Origin of the sequence: Paraglaciecola sp. T6c (genome assembly GCF_000014225.1) — a bacterium.
GTDB lineage: Bacteria > Pseudomonadota > Gammaproteobacteria > Enterobacterales > Alteromonadaceae > Paraglaciecola > Paraglaciecola atlantica_A.
Genome location: NC_008228.1, coordinates 1790486 through 1813899 on the forward strand (window position 1 = coordinate 1790486; position 23414 = coordinate 1813899).

General features: G+C 44.8%; 18 protein-coding genes and 2 pseudogenes. 11 read left to right on the forward strand and 9 right to left on the reverse strand.

All coding sequences use genetic code 11. The features are described 5' to 3' along the window. Nucleotides 1–4 precede the first annotated feature (4 nt). Together PATL_RS07630 and PATL_RS07635 are read left to right on the forward strand one after the other, a co-directional pair. Nucleotides 5–841 carry an ABC transporter ATP-binding protein gene (locus tag PATL_RS07630; RefSeq protein ID WP_011574329.1) on the forward strand — a complete coding sequence of 279 codons (837 nt, stop codon included), beginning with the start codon at nt 5–7 and terminating at the stop codon, nt 839–841. A 33-nt stretch (nt 842–874) separates the two neighbouring features. Further along, entirely contained in the window at nt 875–1609 is a 735-nt protein-coding gene (locus PATL_RS07635; protein ID WP_011574330.1) for a HugZ family protein, read from the forward strand. Nucleotides 1610–1753: 144 nt separating this feature from the next. Here PATL_RS07635 and PATL_RS07640 read toward each other — a convergent pair whose 3' ends face one another. Continuing rightward, entirely contained in the window at nt 1754–2314 is a 561-nt protein-coding gene (locus PATL_RS07640; protein WP_011574331.1) for a lysozyme, read from the reverse strand. A gap of 252 nt (nt 2315–2566) precedes the next feature. Here PATL_RS07640 and PATL_RS07645 point away from each other — a divergent pair, with 252 nt between their 5' ends. Both PATL_RS07645 and PATL_RS07650 read left to right on the forward strand, forming a co-directional pair. Then, nucleotides 2567–3004, forward strand: coding sequence for a potassium channel family protein (locus PATL_RS07645; protein WP_041713514.1), 438 nt, complete (start codon nt 2567–2569; stop codon nt 3002–3004). 58 nt (nt 3005–3062) lie between these two features. Beyond that, nucleotides 3063–3826 (forward strand): annotated as a pseudogene (locus PATL_RS07650) (hypothetical protein). 232 nt (nt 3827–4058) lie between these two features. On the opposite strand, the gene PATL_RS07655 reads toward PATL_RS07650, so the two are convergent. Further along, the gene (locus tag PATL_RS07655) at nt 4059–5027 is read right to left on the reverse strand and encodes an MBL fold metallo-hydrolase (protein ID WP_011574334.1); all 969 of its coding nucleotides are present in this window, start codon (nt 5025–5027) and stop codon (nt 4059–4061) included. 185 nt (nt 5028–5212) lie between these two features. Beyond that, nucleotides 5213–5938 (reverse strand): CPBP family intramembrane glutamic endopeptidase, encoded by a 726-nt coding sequence (locus tag PATL_RS07660; RefSeq protein WP_011574335.1) that lies wholly within the window; start codon nt 5936–5938, stop codon nt 5213–5215. Nucleotides 5939–6051: 113 nt separating this feature from the next. Between PATL_RS07660 and PATL_RS07665 the strand changes: the two genes are divergently transcribed. Beyond that, nucleotides 6052–6954 carry a LysR family transcriptional regulator gene (locus tag PATL_RS07665; RefSeq protein ID WP_041713517.1) on the forward strand — a complete coding sequence of 301 codons (903 nt, stop codon included), beginning with the start codon at nt 6052–6054 and terminating at the stop codon, nt 6952–6954. Between the two features lie 73 nt (nt 6955–7027). Here the strand turns inward: PATL_RS07665 and PATL_RS23075 are convergent. Continuing rightward, nucleotides 7028–7147, reverse strand: a pseudogene (locus PATL_RS23075) (phage integrase N-terminal SAM-like domain-containing protein); the annotation flags it as partial. Nucleotides 7148–7605: 458 nt separating this feature from the next. On the opposite strand from PATL_RS23075, the gene PATL_RS07670 reads away from it, so the two are divergent. Next, entirely contained in the window at nt 7606–8463 is an 858-nt protein-coding gene (locus tag PATL_RS07670) for an AbaSI family restriction endonuclease (RefSeq protein WP_011574337.1), read from the forward strand. 295 nt (nt 8464–8758) lie between these two features. On the opposite strand, the gene PATL_RS22215 is transcribed toward PATL_RS07670, so the two are convergent. Further along, a complete protein-coding gene (locus PATL_RS22215; protein ID WP_011574338.1) occupies nt 8759–9307 on the reverse strand; it encodes a hypothetical protein in 549 nt (182 codons plus the stop codon). 1084 nt (nt 9308–10391) lie between these two features. Between PATL_RS22215 and PATL_RS22220 the strand changes: the two genes are divergently transcribed. Then, on the forward strand, nt 10392–14522 hold the full coding sequence (locus PATL_RS22220) for a PKD domain-containing protein (protein WP_011574339.1): 4131 nt from the start codon (nt 10392–10394) through the stop codon (nt 14520–14522). A 117-nt stretch (nt 14523–14639) separates the two neighbouring features. Continuing rightward, nucleotides 14640–15251, forward strand: a complete 612-nt coding sequence (locus tag PATL_RS07685) for a hypothetical protein (protein WP_011574340.1) — start codon at nt 14640–14642, stop codon at nt 15249–15251. Between the two features lie 96 nt (nt 15252–15347). Here PATL_RS07685 and PATL_RS07690 read toward each other — a convergent pair whose 3' ends face one another. Next, on the reverse strand, nt 15348–17603 hold the full coding sequence (locus tag PATL_RS07690) for a tetratricopeptide repeat protein (protein WP_011574341.1): 2256 nt from the start codon (nt 17601–17603) through the stop codon (nt 15348–15350). A gap of 273 nt (nt 17604–17876) precedes the next feature. Here PATL_RS07690 and PATL_RS07695 point away from each other — a divergent pair, with 273 nt between their 5' ends. From PATL_RS07695 to PATL_RS07705, 3 genes are read left to right on the forward strand one after another with little or no spacing between them, the layout of a single operon-like run. Beyond that, nucleotides 17877–18179 carry a DUF1330 domain-containing protein gene (locus tag PATL_RS07695; RefSeq protein ID WP_041713519.1) on the forward strand — a complete coding sequence of 101 codons (303 nt, stop codon included), beginning with the start codon at nt 17877–17879 and terminating at the stop codon, nt 18177–18179. A gap of 3 nt (nt 18180–18182) precedes the next feature. Beyond that, nucleotides 18183–19238 (forward strand): nitrilase-related carbon-nitrogen hydrolase, encoded by a 1056-nt coding sequence (locus tag PATL_RS07700; protein WP_011574343.1) that lies wholly within the window; start codon nt 18183–18185, stop codon nt 19236–19238. Then, entirely contained in the window at nt 19231–20649 is a 1419-nt protein-coding gene (locus tag PATL_RS07705) for an aldehyde dehydrogenase family protein (RefSeq protein WP_011574344.1), read from the forward strand. Before PATL_RS07700 ends, PATL_RS07705 begins: the two co-directional genes overlap by 8 nt. 335 nt (nt 20650–20984) lie before the next feature. Here the strand turns inward: PATL_RS07705 and PATL_RS07710 are convergent, their stop codons facing one another. The 3 genes from PATL_RS07710 to PATL_RS07720 form a co-directional block, all read right to left on the reverse strand. Continuing rightward, nucleotides 20985–22250, reverse strand: a complete 1266-nt coding sequence (locus tag PATL_RS07710) for an MFS transporter (protein ID WP_011574345.1) — start codon at nt 22248–22250, stop codon at nt 20985–20987. A gap of 83 nt (nt 22251–22333) precedes the next feature. Beyond that, on the reverse strand, nt 22334–22639 hold the full coding sequence (locus PATL_RS07715; RefSeq protein WP_011574346.1) for a YciI family protein: 306 nt from the start codon (nt 22637–22639) through the stop codon (nt 22334–22336). Nucleotides 22640–22650: 11 nt separating this feature from the next. Next, nucleotides 22651–23406 carry a GntR family transcriptional regulator gene (locus tag PATL_RS07720; RefSeq protein WP_011574347.1) on the reverse strand — a complete coding sequence of 252 codons (756 nt, stop codon included), beginning with the start codon at nt 23404–23406 and terminating at the stop codon, nt 22651–22653. Between the last annotated feature and the right edge of the window lie 8 nt (nt 23407–23414).

Below are 23414 nucleotides of genomic sequence, written 5' to 3' on the forward strand. Positions count from 1 at the left end.
CGCCATGCTTAATTTACACAATATCGCCTTAAATCACGGCGAGAACACCTTACTTGAGGGAGTGAACATCCGTTTGGATGCTGGCAGCTTTTGCACGGTAATAGGCGAAAACGGCTGCGGTAAATCGACTTTACTGCGCTGCATTGCTGGGCTTCATGCACCTTTGACAGGTGCAATAACGTTGAATGAACGCACGTTAGGCGACTGGCAAATTAAATCGCTCGCCAAAGTGCGTGCGTTTGTCAATCAACATAACCAAGTGCAGTTTGCCTTTTTAACGGAAGAAATTTTGCAGCTAGGACGCATAAATCAAACCGAAACCCTAGCTCAGAGTACGGCGCTCATTTGCCAAGTGGCTGAACAGCTCAGCATTGCACACTTATTCGGCCGTGATGTTAGAACGTTGTCGGGCGGGGAACGCCAGCGCGTGTTTATTGCCAAAGCTTTGGTGCAATTGTTACCCACAACCTTCATTGAAACAACCGAAGGGGCTTCAATGGACGTGCACAAAAAGAGACATGGGGACAGCGCGGCAAAACTGTTAGACGGCAAGTTGCTGTTGCTCGATGAGCCCACCTCAGCGCTGGATTTTCGTTTTCAAAAAGCCATGATGGATGTGATTAAAACACTCTGCCAACAAGGTTTAAGCGTCATGTGTGTCAGCCATGATATTAACTTGGTTTTACCTTACGCCAGTGAGGTGATTTTGTTAGCAAATGGGCGCTGCTTAGCGCAGGGGCGAGTGGCTGACGTGATCACCGCAACAAACTTACAACAGTGTTTTGGCGTAATGCCCAAACTTATCCCACAACCAGATGGTGTGCCGTATATCACCCACTGATGGTGTTTACCCGATTAGCCATAAGGAGCAAAAATGAAATTAGACAAATATATCTTCGACGCCAAAATCCTCGTTCGTCAGCAGCACAGCGGGGTACTTAGCACACACTCACAATCAGTGCAGGGTTATCCCTTTGGCTCTGTGGTGCCGTATTTTATGACTAATGAAGGTAACTTAGTCACTTATATTAGCCAAATTGCCCAGCACACGCGCAATATCAAAGGTAACCCTAAAGTGTCGGTGACTATATTTGACACCTTGCAAGATGATTCTCAAGCCAATGGCCGAGTGACCTTTTTGGGAGATGCAGAATTGGTGGAAGATGCCTATTTAACTGAGCAGTATCTGGCGTTGTTCCCTCGCGCTAAGGGCTATAAGCAGACCCACGACTTTTCGTTTTATCAAATCAAACCTGAGCGCATTCGTTACATAGGCGGTTTCGGCAAAATCTTTTGGATAAACAAAGAAGATTGGCAATCAAGCGAAAAGTCTGAGGATTGGCCGCGAGTGAGTAAAGGGATTATTGAACACATGAATGAGGATCACCACGACGCCATGACGCTCATTGTTGAACATCAATTCGCACTGCGAGCAAAACAGGTGACAATGCTATCGGCATTTTATGAAGGCTGTCACATCGAAGCTGACGGGAAAGTACTGTTCTTGAAATTTGATAAACCATGCACTAGCGCGCAAGCAGTGCGGGAGCAGTTAGTGGCAGCGACACATGCAGCAAGAGCAGACTTAACGTTAGCTGTGGCTAATTAATCGCCAGTCACTCATGAAAGAAAAATGGCGCACCACGTCTATTTAACGACAAATGGGCGCCATTTTCACGATGTGAGCTGAAAGGTATCAGTTGGAACTGGCGCTGCCACTGATTTCTAATTGAGCGCTTGTCGCTGCCTCATGTTACCTATCAAACAAACTTTTCTCTTTTGCACGGCGTTGCACCAGATGCGCGTTGACTTTACCGGCTGCTTTGCGCCATACGCTAAATTGCTCGCTTGCCCCTGTGTAATCCGCTTTATTCAGTAAGCGCAATAAAGTTGATTTGTATAGGTTGCCCATGCCGATGTTGTACCCCAAGCAAACCAATGCACTAAATTGATTATTGTTTACCGGTACTTTAACTAACTTGTGCATTTGGTCTTCTATTTTGAGCAGGTCTGCTTTAAGTAATACCTCGGCTTGCGGGGCATTTATTGTCATGCCTTGCTTTACACCCGCTTTGTGACCGTAACCGATTAACCAATGTCCACCCGGGCCTTTATAAGCGTTAAGTCTTACACCTTCGGAATCTTTAATAATATCGATGCAGGCTTGATTGGTTTCGCTTTTTTGTTGTGTAACCGAGGGGATTTCTAACGAGGGCTCGATTTTCTTTGTCGCTGGGCTTTTCTGACTTGCACAACCACTTAATGTTAATAGCAAGGCGGTGAGGGTCAGCGTATACAGGGGATTCGTTTTCATAAGCGTCCTTTTTGATATGCACGTTAGCGCTGAATATGTGTTCCCTGCATTCTTTGTTGGCTAACGTCTTATTAGTGTGCCACTTAATTAAAACCGTTAGCGGGTATTTTGCAAGTTTGTTGTTTTTTATATGAAAATAGAGGGAGGACTTGGTGTTAAACTCAGGTCTGTATAAGCGAATGAGACTGGCTGATGATAATATCAAATGGCCTATCTATCATCAGGTTAAGGCCGATTCAACGGAAGTGGTAAATGATCTACGTATTTATAATTAATACTTTGCTGGTGGCGGGTGCCGTTATGCTGCACTACGAGTTTTTGCATCGTATTATGCGTTTTTTGCCTAATATGCGAGTGAAACACAGTTATCGTATTGTCTTCGGCGTGTTCGGCGCACTTCTCGCACATATCTGTGAAATTTGGATATTCGCTATCGCTTATTATTTCATGCATAGGATTGACGGGTGGGGCACACTCATTGGTAATTTCGAAGGCTCGCTAATGGATTGCGCGTATTTCTCGTTTACCGTCTATACCACAGTCGGTTTCGGCGACATTGAGCCCCTAGGTGCCTTGCGCTACTTAACCGGTATAGAATCCCTAACTGGATTGGTGCTGATAACGTGGACTGCATCGTTTTTGTATTTTGAAATGCAGCGCCATTGGAAAATTATCGATGGCGAAAATTAACGTATTAACGTATTAACGTGACGGCCAATACAAGGAGTCGTAAGTGCAACTGATCAGAATGATTTGTATCTGTTTACTGAGTCAAGCGATATGCGCAGTGAGCGCTGCGAATGAGCCCATCGCTTGGTTACTGATAGACGATTTTGAGCACGGTAATAGTGTTGATAATTGGACAAAAGCAGATACCAAAAACGAAACCAAGCCCTTAGTTGCTTCTCCTCAGGTGACACTTACACTTTTTATACTCGCATAAATGTTGAGGCATTCCCCAATAACCATGCCTTTGGCCTAAGTAACATGGGCCCTGATGATATAAAAAAGCATGATTACAATGCCTTTGAAGCCACACTACGTGTAACGGATAAAAGCGAGTCTAGCGGCCTTAAGAACACCGGCGCACTCATGGTTAAAGTGCCTAGTGGCTACGCCAATGTGAAGCATAAATGGCATGGTGCTTTTACCAATACCAATACCAATACCAACACTAACTCCAACACCGAGATTGACGTCGAAAGCGACAGTGAGGGCGAAGCCGAGCCTTTAGCGCCCGGCGTTTGGTATCAAATTTGGTATGTGGTTAATAACGCTCGAGTGGCTGATGGCGGGCAAACTTATGACGTGTACTTACAAGGTGGCAGTGAGTTCCCCGTGCAGACGTTGGTTTATCAAGGTGCAACCTTTCGCATGCAGCGCGAATGGCCGCTCACGTATTTTTTGATGAATTGTAATACCGGCCCAATCGATAAACCTTATGGAAACGGCGGCCTTAAGTACGATGATATATATATGGTAAAAGGCCTAGCGTTAACAAAACCTCACTAGGGTAATCGTTGGCGTATACGAATTTAGTCGCCAGCATATAACTGGCACGTTAAGTTGTTACTTTGAACAGCTCAGATCATTTACTACGAGCCAAAAGGGTCATCCAGAGGGAACTTACTCGGGCTATCAGTATATATGTGTGAAAAGGAGATTCGTACACAGTGTAGCGGCCTCTTTATACATTGCTATTTTGCCAGCCATTCAAAGAGAAACCGCTTGTACGACTTGTTTCCTATTGTGTGAACCAACGCACAACATTACTGATAGATTTTTGCAGTAAGCCCATTGGCTGAATCTTAAATTCATCGAAATCTATTTTTTCGGCTTTGGATGAGCGTTGCAGGGCGGCATTTAGTTTATGTAGATGTGGCGTTGCCAAATCCAGTTGAGCCTCATTAGGTTGATAAGTTGAGCCCATTTGATAAAACTCACCGGGGTTAGCGGCCATTTCTATATGAGCACCTAAAATGGCATTTATTTTGTGTGACTTTGAGAATTTATTTAGTCTGTCGATGCTAAGTTTGTATTCATCCCAATTCTTTATATAGATAATCCCAGGATACAAAGTATCCCCTGTCAGCAACCATTTATTTTGATGGTCGTAGACCGTTATCGACTCTTCTTGGTGCCCAGGTGTTGGAATAACTGTCAACTTTCGGTTACCGAGATCCACGGTGCTTTGACCCGTAGGCCATTCATTAAAGCCAAAATAGTTCTTCATTTCTTTAGCTGTTGGGCCAACCAAAGTGACATTTGGCTGCCCGTCAAACTGACCGTCGCCTTGATAATGATCACTGTGACCATGAGAGTGAATGACCAATATATCTCTCTCGGAAATAACATCCGCTCCAACAGCCGTTTTGATTTCTTGATAAAGAGAAAAACCGTCAGTGTCAGGCATTGCTCCGGTGTCAAATACCAGGATCTTCCGTTCACCAACAAGCACATATACAAAGGGAGCTTCAAAGGTTAGGCACTTATTTTGACGAAGTATAAAGCTCGTTTCATCATGCCTATATATATCAACCGATGGGTCTTGGTTGGTTTTACAATCAACAGAGCCGTGAATCCATTTCTCTTTATTTAGTACAGTGTGACGCTTTGTGGATGAAGCACTTAAGGTTTCGTTCGCGTTGACACCTGCATCAATAGAACATCCTGATATTAGTACCAGAAGAGCTGAAATTAGCTTTATTTTCATGTGTTGCCTCTTGGACAGCTAATGCTGCAGCCTAAAGAATTTGCTCAGAATTTGTAGCAGAAGCAAGAAAATATACAAGCAAAGCAATATTAGAAACCTATTGGCTCACACTATTCCACGTTCAACATTGATTATGTTGCTCAGTAACGAAAGCACTAAAATAGCAGTCTCTAAATCCTAGAGCGTCAGGCTTTAGCACCAAGCAATGGATTAACATCAGTGGTGCGAAACACTAGGTAGGCTAGCAGTCCACCATACATATCTATGAGTGCATGCAACGCAATCGCAATCCATATACTTTCTGTAAGCCACAATACCAGCCCTAGCGCTATTCCCATGACACCTGCGCGCAGCACGTGAGGCCATCCTTGGTAATAATGCGCGACACCAAATAGGATACTAGACAACAGAAGTGCAGGCCAAAGCCCTAAAATTGGTGTAAGAAGTTGCCAAATAAACCCTCGAAAAAGGAGTTCTTCACATATACCGGCAGATAGTGAAAGGCCCCCAGTAAATAACGTTAGCTCTTTCAGGTTTCGCGGCATAAGCCACGCGACGTGGTCTAGTTGCAATCTAATGTTCTGATGCGTTTCTTTTGTTTTCTTCACTGAAAATAGACTAGAGGCAAAATAGCCCATTATCAGTAATAGCCCCATTGCACCTAACCAGTTGTTGAGACTACCCGCCCACACTAATGAAAGGTCGGCAGTATTCACCTTACCCAAACTCATGCCTATCAATAAATATAAGGTAGGTATCCACAGCAGCACTATGGTGGAAACATATGCCCCCAACCGCGTTTGTTTGCCTGATGTAACATCCTGTTGCGTCTTATTGCCTTCCCACAGGCAGTAAATAGGCACGGCTAAGACGACACACGCCATTGAGAGTGTCCAAATATGTAAATTCATAAGTATTTCCAATAGTAGATAAGTATGGTGCAAATCGTATTTTACTGACCTAGATAAATAAATAAGTTAATATCTAAAAATAGATAAACTAAAAGTTTATGGTTAATTACCTCATGCAGCTAAGAGAACTTCAGACCTTTGAGCTCGTCGCTCAAGAACGAAATATGACCCGAGTCGCTGTAAAAATGTCTAAAAGCGTTATGGCGATCAGTAAGCAAATTGCTAATCTTGAGCAGAGTGTTGGCCAAGCACTCTTTATTCGAACTCGACGAGAACTAAAACTGACTGAATATGGCAGAGAGTTTCTCAAGCGTTGTACCGCATTGAACAACCAACACCGTGATTTGCAGCAGTGGGTGCGATCAACGGAGTTCGAAGTTTCAGGTGAACTCCGTATTTTAACGCAAGCAAATGAAGTCATTACAGAGAATTTCACACCATGGATAGGCGAATTTTTAAAGCAATTTCCTCTTCTCAATGTCGTGTTTGATGTGAAGGAGTCTTTGGTTGATATTGCGCAGGATGAATATGATGTTTACTGGGGGATAGGTTCATATTTAGGAGATCGCTTCACGGGATTGAAACGAAGCACTTTGTACAATGAACGTTATGGGATTTTTGCTTCTCCTGATTATCTTGATACCAAAGGGATCCCAAATACGCCAGACGATCTGGACACACACGATGTGATTGGTTATCTCTATAATGAGCCAAGCAACGTTCTAGTGTTACAGGCTCTTACAGGAGAAGTCATACATAAAACGTTAAACTCTAGGGTAAAAGCGGTGGCAGGAATGATTGAATGTGCACAATCAGGTCTCGGGCTAATAAATGCCTTACCTAAATCGAAACAAATTAAAGAAGCCATTGCAGATGGCTCACTTGTGCCGGTGATGGAAGACTATTGGTGGGATCGTGCCGAAGCCTTCATTTACTATCATCAAACAGTGGTTGTCGAGCCAAAAGTGCGCGCTTTTATCGATTTCTTTCTTAGTAAAAGACCACAGTGGCAGTAAAATCTACACTTACGAAATAGCTTTTTTAGAATATGCTTAATTTTCAGTTCGGTAATTACATAGACACCCAACATTAATTACATAGACACCCAACATAATTAATAGCAAGATGTGATAAAAACTGTTCAACTTCTCGTTCCCCCATATCTTTAGGATGACGCTTGTCGTTGAGATAAATAAATCGTTTAATCCAATGAAGGTAGGCGTTTTACGTTTTTAAGCTATACCTTTTGGGTCGTAATATAACCCGATTAGATTCTATAAAAAGGTGACTTGGACATAATATTATCTCCTGTAAAGTGTGCTGTATTTATATACAGGTGCGATGTGTGTTTTTAAATGATGTCAAGATTGCTTCCTATTATATAAATTTCTCAGGTCTCGTTTTGTTTTTCAAAAATATGCTAGGTTATTAATTTAATTGTGGAAAATGTTTTTCACTTCATTTTTAATAGGAAGAAGAAAAGTCTCGTTAAACCGAGGTCTCCTTTTGCTTTTGCAACTCCAAACGGTTTTACTCGCACGATAGTAAAAATACTGAATAAAATCAAAAGGTAAGAACTTGAAGTGATTAAAAAAACCAAATCTAGAAGTTACGTATACGACATGCTCGATAATAAGCGTTAGCATCAAAAATCAGTGGTTCATTGAATGGATAAAAAAGAATACATAATTCGCCAACTCGGAAGGACGAAAAACAAAAAATATGAAGCATATGTTGTAACGAGAATAATTCACTTATTGAATGATTTCAGCATTAAGTTTATCACCCAACAATATGTAACGCGCCCCAAAGGTAGAGCGCTAACTGATTTATATTTCCCTCAGTTTGCTTTTCATATTGAAGTTGATGAAGGCCAGCATTTCAACCAAGCTAATATCGAAGCAGATAAAATTCGTGAAGCAGACATTATCAACGCAACTGGTCACGAAATATTGCGGATTGATGTAACAAAGTCATTTGATGACATAAATACCCAAATAGATGCCGCCGTAAATAAAATAAAAAGTATGAGGCAAGAAATCTCATTTATTCCGTGGGACATAGATTCTGAATTTGATTCGGCAACATACATAAAGCGCGGTTACATTGACATCAAAGATAACGTGGCATTCAAAACAATAAAAGATGCATGTAACTGTTTTGGTCATAATTACACCGGATATCAACGGGCTGGAGCAGCGCATCCCGACCACTATATCATGCTATGGTTTCCAAAATTATTTCCCAACGGAGAATGGGATAATCAAATTAGCTCTGACGAAGAAGTAATAACCGAGCGAAACGAAGATGACAAAAAAGCAAAACAACATGTATCAAGTCACGTCAACAACAAAGAAAAGCACAAGCATCAGCGGATAGTGTTTGCAAAGGTAAGAGGAAACCTCGGGGACGTATTGTATCGTTTCAGAGGGCAGTACCAATTAGATGTAAAAGATAGCAATGAAAAAACTGGCCTGATTTGGCGACGAATTAAAACCCGAGTGAAAACATATGAACAAAACTAATGCTAACAATCAGCTCAAGTGGGACTGGTTTTCCGCTGCGCTCCAAACCAGCACCTTAGCTGGGCGTTAAAATCATCAAGCTCGAACGGCTGCTTTTCGCTCATTACTGCCGTTTGGTATTTCACATCTGTACGACCGCTTTACGTACGGAGGAGCCTATGGGCGAGGTCTGACGGGCATTAATAGTCAAATACCGGAAGTTCATAGGTACTTAATTTGGCTTAGGTTTTATTATTTTCTAAACGCGAAGGTTTCTATCCATCAACACTAAACCATCATTCACTCTCAGAACATTTTAACTCACAGCCGTTCTGCCGTTCTTGAAGCGCAGAAATAGAGGTTTAATGCACTTGTGTGACAACAACGAGATAGGGGCGAACATCAATACACCGACAAATGGGATAGCAGGACCAAACACAAAGGTTGAGCCGATAACATGCCCAAGAATGCATTCCATTCTGTATAGCGGTACAAATAAAGCTGAAACTAAAACGCCCAGAGCCAAATACATTGTTACGCTTGGAAAGCCATTTACAAAGGCAATTGATTGAACTGTGCTTACCAGCAGCATGCTAAAGAATCCCAGTAATACCGACGGAGGAAGTGTTTTTGCATCCGACCCAGTTGATATTCTTTTTTTAATTACTGCAGCGGATAGCCACACCAGAAGTGGCAAAATCAGTAGTCCCCACCAATTCGACAATCCGGGAAGATCAGCACGCATGAAAAGGTGATGGGTAATTACTCCGCCGTTAAAGTATTCCCATGTTAAGTGACACACTTCGAAAAGTATTACTGCCAGTAACAGGCCATTTCTTATTTTATTGAATTGCTTCTCTTCCATTTCATTTTACCCTAGATCGATCACAATATGCGTGTATCTAGCAACCGCCGTACCACAGATGAAAAACAAGTAAAATCAATGAATTACAATTTAGGCTTATTCTGAGCGTAGTTTGTTTGCTCAGATATTAGTGTTATTAGCTAATTTTACGTATTCAAGTAACACGTTCGCACAATCTAATCAGACTAAATGGCGAGGTTTGATATGTCCTAGACACTCTTGAGCATCTTTTCTGAATAACAGGACTTCACTATGCGTCATGTACTTTGTCTCCTTGCAGAATTGTTATTGTTGAGCGGTTGCGCTGATAACGTCTCTCTTATTGAAGCGGCCGCAAAAGACAAACAACAAATACTAATATTAATGTGGTTCACCGGCTGGTTTACGTACAGAGTAGTCGTTGACGTTTTTTAAACTCAACGACGGCTTTTGGCACAAAGCTATCTGTCTAACTTGGTCTGGCTCGCTATTCACAAAATGCAAAATGAAAGCCTGATTAACGCATATAAGCGCTAATTCATATAAACGATAATTCACATAAACGAGTAAGGCGTTATTTCGTCTGCTGAGTTAGGGGAAGATCAGGTATTGGTTTCACGCTGATTATGCGCCCTGATGTTTGGTTATGGATGTCAATCTTCACAATCTATTGATGTCTGTTTTTATTGCTGCGGACTACGCTCAAACCACTTTCAATTTATTTTTAATCTATTCTCATTGCACGTCTAATCCCTAGGCCCTGAATGACGAGTGAAACAGGCTGCGATCGGCAAATCCGCTTGCCGATACGGGATGAAAATTTCCATTGTTTCACTCATGCACGGTGCTTTCAGTTTTTCTCATTTGCGTTCATTTCCATTCATTTAAAACGACGAATGATTCAGTTTGCTTCACTTAAGGATTAGGTGTGTTTCTTAGGCGATTTATTTTGTGTCACTGTGTTAATTCGTGTTTAGTAAATTCTTGTAAATAGCAGAGGCTCAGAGCTAGCAGAGGGTAGCAGTCGTCTATCGCGTACACGAACACACTCGGTCACGCGCGTTGTACAGCGGAGCCACTCTAACAAACATGTAAAGGAAAGATCATGGATACTAGAAACGTTACGTACAATAAGCGAGGTCCTGATGCTCACATCGAACATGCTTCAGACTCCCTTTCTAACAGAGCTTCAAACAGCATTTTACCTCGCTCTTTACAGCACTATTGGTTGGTACTGTGCGGCTTACTTATGCTGTGCATGGGGGCGAGTCAAGTTCAGGCCGCAGATTTGGTTAACGGCGGCTCAGTATCTGGTGTTATTTCGGTAGCGGGTGAGGAAGATACCTGGACGTTCAACGCCACAGCGGGAGAGCGTATTAATATTCAGTTGGTAGATTTAGCCGCTGGTGATTTATTTCCTCAAATGACGCTCTATGCGCCAGATGGTACACGCGTTACTTCGGCGAGTAATTATACAGTGGCCAGTATTTATAATGCTGAAGCGCCTGAAACAGGTACCTATTCTCTAGTCGTTCAAGACGGCACCTCACGGCAGGATAATACAGGCGCTTATGCGCTTCATTTTGCTAAGTCTATCGGTGCCAATGAAAACGGCTCGTTGATTAACGGTAGCTCAGTCAGCGGTGATATCACCTTAGGCGATTTAGACACTTGGACGTTTGACGCCATCGAAGGTGAAAGACTGAATATTCAATTAGTGGACGTGGATGAAGCTGGTTTTTTCCCGTTGATGATCCTTTACGCACCAGATGGCAGCCGAGTAGGGTCTGCTAGTAATTACACGGTGGCTAACTTATATAACGTTGCGGCCACACAGACAGGAACGTACATCTTGCTAGTGCAAGACGGTACGAGTCGACGTGAACAGGTAGGTAGTTATGAAGTGCACTTTGCTAAATCCGTTGGCGCAAATGAAAACGGCACGCTGAATAATGGCGGTGTAGTGAGCAGTGACATTGCGTTGGGTGATTTAGACACTTGGACATTTGAGGCTACGGCAGGTGAAAGACTGAACATTCAAATAGCGGATGTGAACGAAGGCGACTTTTTCCCTTTCATGACGATTTATGGACCAGATGGAACTCGTGTGGGGTCTGCTAGTAATTACACTGTGGCAAATTTATACAATGTTGCGGCCACACAGACAGGAACGTACATCTTGCTAGTGCAAGACGGCACAAGTCGACGTGAGCAGGTGGGTAATTATGAAGTGCACTTTGCTAAGTCCATTGGCGCTAACGAAAACGGCACGTTAAATAATGGCGGCGCGGTGAGCAGTGATATCACGTTAGGGGATTTAGATACCTGGACGTTCGAGGCTACAACAGGTGAAAGACTGAACATTCAAATAGCGGATGTAGATGACGCTGGCTTCTTTCCGTTCATGACGCTTTATGCGCCTGATGGCACCCGCGTAGGGTCTGCTAGTAATTATACGGTGGCAAATTTATACAATGTTGCGGCCACACAAACAGGAACGTACATCTTGCTAGTGCAAGACGGTACGAGTCGACGTGATGAGGTAGGTAGTTATGAAGTGCACTTTGCTAAATCCGTTGGCGCTAACGAAAACGGCCCACTGATTAATGGCGGTGCGGTGAGCAGTGACATTACGTTAGGGGATTTAGATACCTGGACGTTCGAGGCCACGGCAGGCGAAAACCTGAATATTCAAATAGCGGATGTGGATAACACTGGCTTCTTTCCGTTCATGACGCTTTATGCACCAGATGGCACCCGCGTAGGGTCTGCTAGTAATTACACTGTGGCTAACTTATACAACGTTTCGGCCACACAAACAGGAACGTTTACCTTGCTGGTGCAAGACGGCACAAGTCGTCGTGATCAGGTAGGTAATTATGAAGTGCACTTTGCTAAATCCGTTGGCGCTAACGAAAACGGCCCACTGATTAACGGTGGCGTGGTGAGCAGTGACATTACGCTAGGGGATTTAGATACCTGGACATTTGAGGCGGTTGCCGGTGAACGTTTGCATATTCAGCTATCTGATATCTTGCGTAATGTGTACTTCCCCTTAATGACGCTTTATGCACCGGACGGTAGTCGAGTCAGTAACGCCAGCAACTATTCTGTCGCTAATTTACGCAATATTCTTGCAACACAAACCGGGACGTACATCTTATTAGTGCAGGACGGTACAGGCCGACGTGACCAAACTAGCGATTATGAAATTCACTTTGCTAAGTCTCTCGGTGCTAATGAACACGGAAAATTAAGCGGCGCTGGTTCTTATTTTGAAACGGTCACGCAAGGTGACATTGATACATTCACCTTTGATGGGGTGGTGGGTGATGAGGTGACACTAGTTATGCGAGAGCTGGAAGTCACTAATTTATCCCCCTTTATTACCTTGCATAATCCAGATGGGAGTTATTTCACTAACGCGAGCCATTACTCTGAGGCTGGGGTTTATAATTTAAGCCTACCGATGAATGGAACCTATACCATTGTGCTCAGTGATGGTACTTCAGGCAGAGACCAGATTGGCGACTACGTTCTTGAATATAACCTGCCAACGGCAGCGCCTGATCCGCAGAAACCGATAGCGTCTGCGTCTTCTGCGCCAACGTTATTTAAAGATCAAGTGATTCAACTTAACGGTTCTGGCTCCTTCGACCCCGATGAAGCACCAGAGGCGCTCACGTATAGTTGGACATTGGTATCTGCACCAGATAGCAGCGCTGTAGCACAGGCTGATATCGCTGAGCCGAATAGCGCGAATGCCAGCGTACAACCTGATGTATATGGCGAATACCGTTTCGAACTCACTGTCAGTGATGGTTTACTCAGTGACAGTGCGATTGTTACTGTAACGGTTATCAACCGCGCACCTAGCGCCCATGCCGGTGCAGATCAAAACGTCGAATTAAATGTGCCTACACAGCTCGATGGCAGTGCATCAAACGATGCGGACGGTGATTTACTGACTTACGCTTGGACGGTGGTTTCTGTGCCCTCAGGCAGCGCGGTCACTGCACTGCAAAATAGCACAAGTGTTAACCCAAGCTTTACACCAGACGTCGCAGGGGATTATGTATTTACCCTTGTGGTTGATGACGGTGAAGACAGTAGCATTGGCGACTCAGTTGTGGTGCGCGTGGCCCAGGCGAATGTAGCGCCCCAGGCTGATATTCAAGTGAGCGGCGACATGCTAACCGGTACACAAGTCGCTCTAGATGGCAGTGCCAGTGTTGACAATGACAACGGCCCTCAAGCCCTAACATACGAGTGGCAGGTGATAAGTGCGCCAGCGGGTAGCACTATTAATACGGCAAGTCTTGTTAGCCAAGGAACAGCCACCACTAGCTTTACAGCTGATGTAGCGGGTACCTATCGTGTACAACTCGCTGTTTTCGATGGTGAGTTAACCGATGTGGTTGAGGCCAGTATTGTGATAAACGAGGTGGTGGTCAACCAAGGGCCAGTGGCCGATGCAGGTGCTGACCAGCAACAGGAACTTGGCGACAGCGTTGAGGTTAATGCCTCAGCAAGCTTTGACCCAGACCAAAGCCCCGCGCCACTGACGTTCGAATGGGTGTTTGTGTCAGTGCCCCAGGGTAGCTTGCTGGTTAGCGCGAGTATTGAAAGCACGCCTGCGGGGTTAGCGATGTTTGTGCCAGACGTCGCAGGTACTTATACGCTCATGGTCACCGTTAGCGATAGCGAGCTAACCGACTCGGACTCCGTCATGGTGACTGTCAGTGAAAATCAAATACCGGTTGCTGATGCCGGGAGTGACCAAACCGTTGATGCAGGCGAGCGCGTAGCGCTCGATGGCTCACTAAGTTATGACCCTGACTCAGGCCCTCAAGCGCTCAGCTATTTATGGGAGGTGGCTTCTCGCCCCGAAAATAGCGTAGCTACCGTTATCAATAACAATAATGTGCTGGCGTTTATCGAGCCTGATTTGGCTGGGTTGTATACATTGCGGCTAGTGGTGAGTGACGGGCAAGCAACGGACGAGGATGAGGTACTCATTGATGTGATCAACGTGGTGCAACCAAGAATGTGCGATGTCGATGGCAATGATTTTGTGGATAGCCTAGATATTCGTGCTATAGCACGACTTCGCAATGCAACCGCAAGTGAAGGCGATGTGGCAGATTGGGATCAAAACGGTGTGATTAACGTGCTAGACGCCAGAGGTTGTGCACTTGAGTGTGACCTATCACGTTGCGCCTTAAAACCCGAGTAATACCAGCGAGATAAGCACAAGGATGTGCTGCTTTATCTCATATGGTCAGCAAACTAACGTTTAGCACATGAGATGTAGAAAATAACTCGAATTCAATAGGTTAAATAAGGAATATTCATGTTGAAAAATGCAAAAATCACTTTCATGCTCAAACACCTAATCCTCGGGGCGGTTTTGCTATCAGGAGTATGTAAAACAGCGAATGCTTTGCCCATCTTATCGTTTAACAACACACAAAGTAACGTAAATGAAACGGTTAATATCGGCGATACGATTATTTTCGAACTCTGGTTTTCAGGATTAGAAAACGTCGATGTAGGCGGGTTTGAATTTTTGCTTGGGTTCAACGATGCTGTCAGCTCCCTTAATTCCGCAGTGGGAAATGCGTCATTAGATGAGTTTGATATTTTTGATTTAGCAGGAAATTCAAATCACGTCGATGCCTACGCGGTATCATTTACGGCCGATTTATCCACTCAGGCTAATGAGTTTATGTTTGCGACGCTATCGTTTATGGCCAGTGGTGCAGGCGTCAGCAATCTTACTTTTAATAATCTCATCGTGTCAGATTTAAACGCGTTGGCTATGGATATCAGCGTGTTCGATGCACAAATTACGGTGGTCGATGATACAAACAACATGCCGGTGCCAACCCCGACATCGTGGGGTATATTCCTAATCGGAGTATTAGCCCTAGCGTGTCGATACAGACGGCATAAACCAAGCTGATACGTTATTCGGCTTGGTTTATGACTTTAAGGAAACGCATGGGAACACAAGGCAAAACACCGCTTATTTCAGCAGGTTTAATTATGGATGAGATGATTACATGGTGTGTGGCTCAAGTGCCTGAAAGTCAGGTGAAGCGGCGAACCCAGGGCAAATGGCCTTTAGTTTATCGCGGTAGTAGCGGGCTTTTTCTTCATTACCTAAGTGCAACCAACTTAAAGCAAGTTGATGTAACGATACTGGGTCCGCCGCGGCATTGAGTGCCTCAGCTTGTTTTTTTAAAGAGGCTAAGAGCTCTGTGGTTTGCAACTCGGGTGACAGTTCAGTGACCAAAATATACATAGCCAAACGAGACGCTTTTTGCATCACATTGGCTTCCCCTTTACTTACTTCACGGTCAAGTTCGGACATAGCATTGTGATACGCCTGGAGTGCTTTTTCCGAGTTACCTTGGGTGCGATAAACATCGGCGACATTAGACCAGAGTTGATATAACCCTGGGCCTCCCTCTTCGGTGATGCGCTTAATTTGCGGCTCAAAAATATCCAACGCCTGTTGGCTTTCACCTAGGTAAAAGTGCAGTACTGCAATATTCGATAACAACACAGCATGCTGCGGTTTGAGAGTTAACGCTCGTTGATAATGCGTTTTGGCGTTTTGTAAATCACCCACGCAAAACTGTAACGCCGCTAAGTTGTTTAAGGTTTGATAATTAACTGACAGTTCAGCTGCACGGGAAAAATATTCGATAGCGCCCAATTGATCGCCTTTAAAATAATGAGCACGGCCTTGGGTATAAGGGATTTTCCAGTTGTCTGGCTCAAGCTCAGCTGCATGCGCTAGCTGAGATGAAATGCGCGAGAAAAGTTCAGGCTCGCGGCTTTTTAAGAAGATGCGCATTTGGCTTTCAGCCATCTTTTGCAAAGCGGTAATATCATTGGGGTCCGTATGTAAGGCTTGTTCAAAGTGTGCGTTAGCAATTAGGTAATCGCCCTTAACACGGGCAAGGTTACCCAATGCATTTTGAATAAAAACAGAATCTGGCTCTATTTCGAAGCCAGTTGAGCAATATCTGGATGCTTCTTCAAGGTTGTTTTTATCACTGGTTTCAAGGTTTTGTTCCACTAAAGCCGCGCACATGCCAGCGTATCCATGGACTAAATTTGGGGCGCTGCTAATCACCCGCTGAAAATCAGCCATTGCCCGCAAAATAACTTGCTCTGAGCGCTCACCTTCAAAATACTTCATGCCATTTAAGAACCGTTGCAGGCTATACCAATCGGCGATGTCTGCAATGGGACGTTTCGTGAGCAAGGTGTTCAAACCTTTTTTGAGCTGCAGTTCAATATACTGTTGTGAAGAAGACTTGCTGAAAACCCCAGACCACACTTGCTGCATATCTTCATCTCGAGATAAAAATAAACGAACCGCGATGTAGCGGCCTATCTCAATCAGCTCTGCGCTAATCACCAAATCTGCTTTTTTATTGCGTAATAATTCTTGAGGGCTTTGCACGCCAGCATGGAGGGCTGAGCTACCTACAATTAGTTGAGTAGGGCCTGCCAGTAATTGCTCAATGCTACGGGTTATATCTGCTCCTCTGCGGCCTTTAATCGGGATCACAGCGACTACTTTATTATCGATATCAACAACACCCGCTAGTGTATTACCTGCAGAATTTAAATCGTCCATCGGCCAAAATCGGTCTATGACTAAGACGCCTAACAGCACTATTAGGGTGATTACCAAAAAGGGCAGGCGTTTATTTTTTCGTTGTTCTTGTTCTTGCTCTTGTTCTTTCGGGGGCGCTTGATGCGTTCGCTCAGAAGCATGTGGTTGAGAAGGGCTGTTATCCCCATCACTGCGGCTGTCATCCGCTGAGGGCGCTTTGAAAGTAAACGGTTTGCTAAGGTTTTGTTCAGCCTGAGGGACTGACTGCATTTCACTGTTTATTGGTGTTTGCATATGAGTGTGTTGCGCACTGAGCGAGGGAGGAACTTCATCGGTCTGAATACCAGATGTGTCATCACTCTCCAGCAAGCCGCCACTAGGCTGATGATCGACTTCAGCTGAATCTAAATACAGCGCCCATGCTTGCACATCGAGCGCTTTTGCTACCCGCTCAATACTTAAGGGGTCGACTGATTCGCCACGAAATACGCGACTTACCAGAGAGCGCGGTGCTTTCTTTAAGCCCTCTATTTGCTGTATTTTATCAACCACCTCCGCCTGAGACTTGAACCCAGCCGCTAACTGCGCTGTACGCAATTTTTGCTGGGATGCTCGAATTCCCCGGGAGCGTGGTTTGTTAAAAGGGCTATCTGTGTGTTGTCCTTTTGTCACAGTTGTCATCCACTTTGTTAATGTTGTTTTAAGGGATTTGGCCCAGTCATTATTAAACTAAAGTGCTAGAAAGTTAATCGATTTATGAGTGTTTTTTGATCAATTTTTGAGGGTTACTGCTGCCGCATTCTCAGTAAAGCATGCATTAGCACCGCGGTTAGTGCTCACTTAAGTGCGATAACCATTGCCAAATATCAAACAGTGAACGAACTAAAAGTTCTTTCACTTCAATATGTTGTGGCATTTGCTAAAGTAAGCGAAATTCAACAAAAGAGTTGTGCTATGAGTGCGTATTTGATTATCCAAGCAACCGTTCATGATTGGGATAAATTTAAGCTTTACACCCAAGCCGTTCCTCCATTGATTAAAAAGTTCGGCGGGCATTATATCGCGATGGGGGCACCGGAATTAATTGAAGGTAAGAGCGCGCCGAAAAGTATCGTGATGTCTCAATGGGCCAGTCGTGAAGCGGCGCACGCATTTTGGGACTCGCCAGAATACGCAGAAGCAAAAAAACACCGAGAAGGCACTGGTGAGTTCAACATCATGCTGATGGACGGCCTGTCACAAACCCCCTTGGAGTAGAATATGTCTATTGCTTATACCGCTGTTGCTTTGCAAACCCGCTGTTTTGCCGTTAACAAATTGAACGTGGCTGATGCTCGTCAAAAAATATTCGATAATATTCGTCGTGTGGGTAGGCATGTTCAAGGCACAAAAGGCTTCGTTGGCCCCAGCGTCAAAATGGTTGTGCTGCCAGAGTATTTTCTCACGAGCTTCCCTATGGGGGAATCGTTGGCTCAATGGAAGGAGAAAGGCGCGATTGCTCAAGATGGCAAAGAATATGAGCTGCTGAGCGAAATTGCCCAAAAAAACCAAGTGTATTTGTCGGGCAATGTGTACGAGTTAGATCCACATTTTAAAGACTTGTATTTTCAAACCTCTTTTATTCTAGGCCCCAACGGTGATTGCATATTACGTTACCGCCGTTTGGTGTCCATGTTTGCGCCCACGCCCCACGACGTGCTGGATAAATACTTAGACGTGTACGGCCAATCGTCCTTGTTTCCGGTGGCCAAAACAGAACTTGGTAATTTAGCTTGTGTGGCATCTGAAGAAATTCTATATCCGGAAATTAGCCGCTGTTTGGTGATGAATGGAGCCGAGGTGTTGCTGCACAGTAGCTCAGAAGTCGGTTCGGTTGAATTAACCCCCAAAGACATCGCCAAACGAGCGCGAGCGGTGGAAAACTTAGCCTATGTGGTGTCGGCTAATTCAGCGGGCATTGCCGATATTGATTTTCCCGCTGAGTCCACTGATGGCATGTCTAAATTAGTCGATTTCAAAGGCAGAGTCATGGCTGAGGCGGGTATGGGCGAGAGCATGGTGGCGAATGCTGAGCTTGATATCACCGCCTTGCGTCGTTATCGCAACAAACCAGGCATGGGCAATATTCTGTCACGTCAACGTAATGAGTTGTTTAGCCAGCATTATAGCCAAGCGGTGTATCCGGCCAATACCATGCTCAATGAAAAGCAGCAGGTGAATGTGCCGCAGCGGAGTCATTTTATTCAAACGCAAATGAGCAGCATTGCAAACCTGAAAAAAGCAGGGGTGATTTTACCGGAGCATTCAGATGAGTAACCGCATGCAAACCATGTCCGTGATTAATCCGCGCACTGGCCAAGAAGATTTTGAGTTAGCCGTGTTTAGTACTGAGCAGGTCGCGAGCATCGCCCTTCATTTAAAACAGCAACAAGTAGCGTGGTGGGAGAGCGGGCTAAGCGGGCGAATAACGGCACTAGAGCAATTGGCGAGTAAAATGGCCGAGCATAAAGCCAAACTAGTCGCTGCTCTTATTAACGACACAGGCCGTGCCAGTGAATCGGAACTGGAAGTAGATGTCACCATAAATGCGATACATCGCTGGTGTAAGCAAGCCCCAACGCTTTTAGCAAAAGGCGAATCGTGGGCGGCAGAAATTCCCTTTATTGAATTACAACAAGATTATTTACCTTACCCGCTGGTAGGGGTCATTAGCCCGTGGAACTTTCCGCTGTTGCTATCACTCGTGGATGCCATACCCGCATTGCTGGCTGGCAGTGCTGTGTTAATTAAACCCAGTGAAGTCACGTCGCGTTTCGTCGCCCCTTTTAATGACGTACTTGAAAGCGTACCGGCTTTAGATAAGGTGCTTAGTTTCGTTACCGGTGCAGGGGAAACAGGCCAAGGTGTTATTAATACCGTGGATTCACTGTGTTTCACCGGCAGCGTGGCCACTGGGCGTCATGTGGGCAAAGCATGTGCTGAGCGATTTATTCCCGCCTTTTTAGAGTTGGGCGGTAAAGACCCAGCTGTGGTATGCCATGACGCAGATCCTGCGCTCGCCGCTAAAGCACTGTGTTGGGGCAGCATGGTCAATGCCGGGCAGTCTTGTATGTCACTTGAGCGGGTTTATGTGCACAAAGCGATCGCCGATGTGTTTTTAACGACGCTAGTGCAAAACGTCAACGCCCTTAAGCACAACTACCCTGATATTCAGCAAGGGCAAATCGGCCCTATCATTTCAGCTAAGCAGGTGGGCATTGTTGAGGCTCAGCTGCAAGACGCAAAAGATAAAGGCGCAACGATTTTATGTGGTGGTGAGGTGCTTAATTTAGGCGGCGGGCGTTACTGCGCACCTACAGTGCTAACTGACGTCACACCGGACATGGATATCGTAAGTCAGGAAACCTTCGCTGCTATTTTACCTGTGACCATAGTGGATAGCGACGAGCAGGGGATTGTGATGGCGAATGACTCCGAGTTTGGTTTATCGGCAGCGGTATTTAGCCAGAATGTGGACTATGCCAAGCAACTGGCCAGCCAATTAGAGGCAGGCGCTGTGAGCATTAACGATGCTTCATTAACAGCTTTGATCCATGAAGCAGAAAAGCAATCGTTTAAATACTCAGGCTTAGGTGGCTCGCGTATGGGCGCTGAATCAATCAGGCGCTTTACCCGTAAAAAGGCCTATATTCGCAACACTGGCGTACCATCCCCTTGGTGGTTTTAGCGCAATCTTTGTAAAGTAACGCAATAAAGAAAAGCCATAAATGAAAGCAATAAAAATGAAAGCAACGAGCGAGCCTAATATTCGAAATTAGGGTCGCTTTTTTTATGCTTGATACTTAGTCAATGACTGAAATTATGACGTTTTACCCAAGACGTGCGAACGGTGTGTTGCAGAGAGCGAACAAGAATAAAGCGTCAACGCGTATTCAAAAGGTGTAAGCACTTAAACGTTGGGGGGATGTATAGGTCGCGAGTATGTGGAGGTAGTGATTACAGAGGTAATAGTGAAAAATCCCCCAGCGCGATGGAGTAAAACGCTAGGGGGTTGCAATGGGGCTAAACGTGTTTTTTTACTTGGCTGATAAGGATCACAGACAAGGCAACCAATACGCAGAAGATCATAAAGGCATTTTGATAGCTACCGTAGGCATCGTATATTGCGCCTGTGGCATAAATGCCCAGTCCACCACCGAATGCATCGAGCACGGTAATAGTTCCCAGCAATTTGCCTGAGGCTTTCAAACCGAAGTTATTCACGGCGTTTAATTGCAGCAAGGTGTAGAAACCACCCCACATAAAGCCAATTAATCCAATGGCAATCAGCACGTTATCTTTATCCGCGAATAGCATGCCTATTAAGCCTGTTAGCATCAGTAGCAGGTTTGTATAAAGCACACGCTTACCAGTAATTTTATCTGCCACTAAACCAAACAAAAACTTACCTATTAGTGCGGGGACAAATAATACGCTCAGGCCCGCTGCGGCAGATTGCAAGGTAAAGCCTAAATCCATTAAGTGGAGCACCAAGTTCGCCTGAAACCCCATGATCGTATAAAAGGTAAACATGGCTATAAAGGCAATAGACCAAAACGAACGCGTTTTGATAGCCTCTTTGTAGGTTAACCCGTGCTGGGATAAATCAGCCCCAGGTGCACTCGCTTCACCTGAAAAGCCAAAAGGTTTTAGCCCAATGTCTGTCGGGCGATTACGCAGTAAGAACAGCGCCAGTAAGAACAATGCTGACGGAATCAGCGCGGCCAACTGCATGCCCTCACGCCATGTCATGCCATCAGCCAACCAAGAGCCAAACAAGGGGGCGAGTACGGCACCGCCAAGTGACGTCCCGACCACCGCAATGCCAATGGCAGTGCCGCGTAATTTTACGAACCAGTTTGACACCAAGATAACGGCCACGTTTAGGCCACACGCCAGCAGCACAATCGAAAAGGCTGCGTGTATCAAATACAGATCAGAGATATCTCTGATATTACCGTAAGCATAGAAGCACAGACTAAGCACGATAGCACCGACCATGACCAAAAATTTCACCCCAATTTTATCGATTAAAATACCAACAAAGGGCGCTAGCACGCCGGTGAGCGCTAATGTGATCAAGCCGCGCAGTTTCAAATCACCACGGGACCAATTGCTGAATTCAGTGAGCATGGCACTGTCGAATGCCGTAATGCCGGTGATCACCATGCCGTTTGAAATTAACAAACACATCATGGCGATAAAAACGGTTATCCAGTGCATAGGATGTCCCATTCGTTTGCCCTCATTGGATATTGGGCTGTCACTTGATTCTGTTACTGATTGCATGGGAACTCCTGGTTTTCTTGTTGTTATCTGGAAATGCTTTGGTTTCTTTTTATTAAACTAGGGTGCTTTCTAGGGAAAAGTGTTCATGTTGGCCAATTTTTACCGCCAACCCAATTACCTGCATACGCATTGAATTCATGTGTTTCTACTGACTGCCAAATGTTGGCTAGGTAATAAGGGTCACTGAATAAAATTGCTTTTGCTTCATCGATATCTTCTGTTTCAAGTACATAGAGCGAACCAATAATTTCACCGTCATCTTTCAATGGGCCTGCGACACAAATGTTTGCCATATTCTGTTCGACCCAAGCAAGGTGTGCGCCTAACTGCGCAAGCCGTATATCTTGCATTGAAGGTAGGTGATCGATGCAGTTAAATTGCACTAACATGGCGTTTTTGCTCACTTATTGGGATAAAGAACCGACGTGAAGCTAAAACGCTTCGCCGGATAAATACTTTGGGCAACCAGAATTAAATCGTCGTCACTCAAAGAGTAGTAGCGGCGTGTAATTTTCATTGCGGCGGAATCTGCCGTGGCTCCCAATTGTGATGCGAGGGGCTCAGGTAGAAGACACGCTGAAATTTGCTGTTCGATTTTGCCAATTTTTTTATCATCTAAAGCTTCAATCACAGCGTAGATCGCTGTTTTGGTATCTTTGAGTTTTTCATCCACTTCATCTTGATGTGGTCGGCGGTAGATATTCGAATAACAGATGGGTTTCTTATCATGGGGCTCAAACCGCACACCGCCTATGTGTATGCATTCTTGCCCCGCTGTGCTATCGAGTAGCTCAGCCATTTGTTCGTCAAGGATGATCATGTCACTGACTTGCACTTCAAATCGGGTATTTTGGCCAAAAGCCAACAAGTCTTTCACTGAGTTAATAAACTGATTAATTTGCTCGGGCATGGTGCTGCGTTTTACCAAGGTCCCTGAGCCTTGTTTGCGCTCCACTAGGCCTGTCTTTTCTACATGACGCAGGGCTTCACGAGCCGTATGGCGGCTGATTGAAAACTGCTCACAGAGTTGTTTTTCAGTTGGCAATAGCGAGTTGAGTGCATATTCACCGGCTAAAATTTGGCTGATCAACGTTTCCCCAATATCTTGATATTTAGGCAAAGTATGTTTAGTGGGTAGCGATTTGATTTTAGTCATTTATCCTC

Bases quoted from the DNA above. Each gene is read 5' to 3' on its own strand.
- PATL_RS07655 (WP_011574334.1), bottom strand. From the start codon at position 5,027: ATGAAAATAAAGCTAATTTCAGCTCTTCTGGTACTAATATCAGGATGT.
- PATL_RS07715 (WP_011574346.1), bottom strand. From the start codon at position 22,639: ATGTTAGTGCAATTTAACTGCATCGATCACCTACCTTCAATGCAAGAT.
- PATL_RS07690 (WP_011574341.1), bottom strand. From the start codon at position 17,603: ATGACAACTGTGACAAAAGGACAACACACAGATAGCCCTTTTAACAAA.
- PATL_RS07630 (WP_011574329.1), top strand. From the start codon at position 5: ATGCTTAATTTACACAATATCGCCTTAAATCACGGCGAGAACACCTTA.
- PATL_RS07710 (WP_011574345.1), bottom strand. From the start codon at position 22,250: ATGCAATCAGTAACAGAATCAAGTGACAGCCCAATATCCAATGAGGGC.
- PATL_RS22215 (WP_011574338.1), bottom strand. From the start codon at position 9,307: ATGGAAGAGAAGCAATTCAATAAAATAAGAAATGGCCTGTTACTGGCA.
- PATL_RS07695 (WP_041713519.1), top strand. From the start codon at position 17,877: ATGAGTGCGTATTTGATTATCCAAGCAACCGTTCATGATTGGGATAAA.
- PATL_RS07720 (WP_011574347.1), bottom strand. From the start codon at position 23,406: ATGACTAAAATCAAATCGCTACCCACTAAACATACTTTGCCTAAATAT.
- PATL_RS07635 (WP_011574330.1), top strand. From the start codon at position 875: ATGAAATTAGACAAATATATCTTCGACGCCAAAATCCTCGTTCGTCAG.
- PATL_RS07670 (WP_011574337.1), top strand. From the start codon at position 7,606: ATGGATAAAAAAGAATACATAATTCGCCAACTCGGAAGGACGAAAAAC.
- PATL_RS07705 (WP_011574344.1), top strand. From the start codon at position 19,231: ATGAGTAACCGCATGCAAACCATGTCCGTGATTAATCCGCGCACTGGC.
- PATL_RS07645 (WP_041713514.1), top strand. From the start codon at position 2,567: ATGATCTACGTATTTATAATTAATACTTTGCTGGTGGCGGGTGCCGTT.
- PATL_RS07660 (WP_011574335.1), bottom strand. From the start codon at position 5,938: ATGAATTTACATATTTGGACACTCTCAATGGCGTGTGTCGTCTTAGCC.
- PATL_RS07700 (WP_011574343.1), top strand. From the start codon at position 18,183: ATGTCTATTGCTTATACCGCTGTTGCTTTGCAAACCCGCTGTTTTGCC.
- PATL_RS07665 (WP_041713517.1), top strand. From the start codon at position 6,052: ATGCAGCTAAGAGAACTTCAGACCTTTGAGCTCGTCGCTCAAGAACGA.
- PATL_RS07685 (WP_011574340.1), top strand. From the start codon at position 14,640: ATGTTGAAAAATGCAAAAATCACTTTCATGCTCAAACACCTAATCCTC.
- PATL_RS22220 (WP_011574339.1), top strand. From the start codon at position 10,392: ATGGATACTAGAAACGTTACGTACAATAAGCGAGGTCCTGATGCTCAC.
- PATL_RS07640 (WP_011574331.1), bottom strand. From the start codon at position 2,314: ATGAAAACGAATCCCCTGTATACGCTGACCCTCACCGCCTTGCTATTA.